We start from the raw sequence: 2,554 nt of genomic DNA on the forward strand, positions 1-2,554 counted from the left end.
ATCTGCAAGGTTACTTGATAAAGTGGCAGGCAATGACTAAATAAAACTTTCCCTTATTTCCCTTACGATTATCTCATAAGGGCAAAAATAAGGGAAAATACATATCGTTTCGCTAATGCACAGGCTGGAAAGCCTGTAAAATAGGGAAAGTTAGAAATATATTTCGGCAAACTTGAATTTGTCGGGTTCTTTACATAGATAAAATATTAATTTTTCTTTCCACACCTAAAAAAAATAAAGTCTGGCTGATGAATAACTCCTCCAAACATATCTGTTCGCTTTTCTCTAATTGATTCTGGTACTTTTGATTCCTGACATTCCTCAATAATAAATCCAGCAGAAACAATATCATTTATTAATGTTGAAATCGTTCTATGATAAAGTTCATATTCATCTACTACCCAATGAATAACACGCTTACCCTCTATTCCGTAATTTCGCAGATTAGCATATAATCTTTCTCCAGTCTCTGTTCTGGTATATCTGTCAAAAGTCCCATCATATGCTGTACTTATTGGGTGTGACATCGAAAAAACACATTTGCCATTTTCATTCAAGTGACTATAAATCTGTTTCATAAGCCTTTCAAAATTTTCTACATAATCAAAAGCCAATGAACTTGTAATAACATCAAACTTTTCCTCTAAATCATCCAATTCTTCAAAAGCCAGTCTTCTGTATTCAATATTAGAGGCAGCATTATTTTTTCTTGCATATGCTAACATTTTTTCCGATATATCAATTCCAAGAACGGATAACGCCCCTTTCTTTGAATATTGAAGTGCATGTTGCCCCATACCACATCCAATATCTAATACTTTCTTTTTATATAGTTCAGGTATCATTCCTAATATTATTGGTGTCTCAATAATATCATTAAAATTGATTTCTTTGCTACGTATTTTCTCGAAATTTTCGTAAAATAAATCATTATCATAAATATTTTGTTTTGACATTCTGCAACCAGCCTTTCATATAAAAAATTATTTTTTGTTTTCTTCTACTTCCATCTTCTTGTCTTTCGGGCAACAAGCATCCTTCTCTTTCAGCTCGGTCAATTCCGATTGAGCTTTTCCTTATTGTTTCGAAATTTTTGGTGCCTAACACCATTAAACACATTTCACAAAACTCTTTTATTGTTGACTATATTTAACTGCTTTCACAACTGTCTCAATGCTATTAATTGTTAATGCGGCATCAATAATATTGGTGATAATGGTAACAATCAGAACTCTTTTGTTATAACTGCCATCAATAAGTCTCACACGGTCCCTTGTAACACCCAAAATTCCAAATGTAACAATAAAATACCATTCGGATTATTCGTCCAACATCAGCTTGCCTTTCTTAGCCTTATTTTTTAATCTCTGCATCTGTTCTTTTTCTATCTGCTGGATACTTTTTTCCGGTGTTGGCAAATCTTCCGGCATAGTTCCTCCAATCTTTTCAATCGCAGTTCTTACCTCTTTTCCAACATTATAATGCACTGATGTCGCGGTTTCCGCACCGACAATTTTATCTTTTCTTAATTTTTCTTCTGTCTGTGATATTCGGAACAGATTAGCAATCAACTCTGTACTTCCCATGTAATCAAGAATTTTCTGTCCTACTTCTAATTGTTTTTTCGTATGAATATCATCAACATCTAATCCACCGTATAGCCCCATATATCCGGCATTTTGAAAAATTGCAAATTCCTCATTCGTAATAACTCCTGCATTATGTGCTGTCTCTGCCAACATTTGATTCCACTGTTTGATGTCTCCCCTGACAACAAGTCTTCTGTTATCTTCGTCCAGTTCATTAAAGTGGTCAGCAACTTCCTGCCTGTATGTCTGGATTGCAAAATATGTCTGTCCTAATGCAATGACCTCTTTTCTTGGATCTCCATTCTGAACGATCAGATAACATGCATATCTTGACAGTTCATAATCTTTTTTTGGTTTCGTGGTGACTCCGGCTTCAACGATTTTCCTGACCTCGGGAAAATCGTCTGGAATACTGTGCCCGCTGTTTTCACATGCGATCATTGCTCTTTTAATTACTTTTGCAAAATTCTCCCATTTTGCATAATCAAGTGCCGGTCCCAATTCTCTCGCACTCCAATACTCGCTTCCATCTTCCCGGATATGCTTGATATCTTCAAATCGTTTATACTCTATTCCTTTTAAATCACTCATTCTCTTGCTCCTTATCAAACTTTTGGCTGTATATGAAGAATGTAATCTCCATGCACAACCGAAACCATTTAACACTATGCTTTCATCTACTCGGCTTCCGCACCAGTTAAGACGTCGACCGACTGAAGTTAACGTTTCGAAGCTCAATCACTATTCAACCCTGCTTTCTTGCTGTCTACGCTTGTCAGATGTCGTTACCGGCATCATCCCAAGACTCGCTATTATCTGGTTGGCTAAACCTTGGATAAACCGGAATCCCATCGGCTTGACTACACACCCTTAGCTGGGCGCACAACTGGAAGTTGTCAATTTCTTTATTATCTAATCTGTTAGTAATCTATCCAACAGCATCTGCCTGTTGTTTATAAACATTT

General features: G+C 36.0%; 2 protein-coding genes. Both read right to left on the minus strand.

What is annotated here, in order from left to right; translation table 11 throughout:
• Positions 1 to 206: 206 nt before the first annotated feature.
• Positions 207 to 956 (minus strand): class I SAM-dependent methyltransferase, encoded by a 750-nt coding sequence (locus M72_RS12430; RefSeq protein ID WP_055068445.1) that lies wholly within the window; start codon positions 954 to 956, stop codon positions 207 to 209.
• A 363-nt stretch (positions 957 to 1,319) separates the two neighbouring features.
• The gene (gene dinD, locus M72_RS12440) at positions 1,320 to 2,180 is read right to left on the minus strand and encodes a DNA damage-inducible protein D (protein ID WP_055068447.1); all 861 of its coding nucleotides are present in this window, start codon (positions 2,178 to 2,180) and stop codon (positions 1,320 to 1,322) included.
• Positions 2,181 to 2,554: the final 374 nt, after the last annotated feature.

The organism is Roseburia faecis (assembly GCF_001406815.1).
Classification (GTDB): domain Bacteria; phylum Bacillota; class Clostridia; order Lachnospirales; family Lachnospiraceae; genus Roseburia; species Roseburia faecis.

Coding starts and splice junctions, on each gene's coding strand:
- M72_RS12430 (WP_055068445.1), bottom strand. CDS start 956: ATGTCAAAACAAAATATTTATGATAATGATTTATTTTACGAAAATTTC.
- dinD (WP_055068447.1), bottom strand. CDS start 2,180: ATGAGTGATTTAAAAGGAATAGAGTATAAACGATTTGAAGATATCAAG.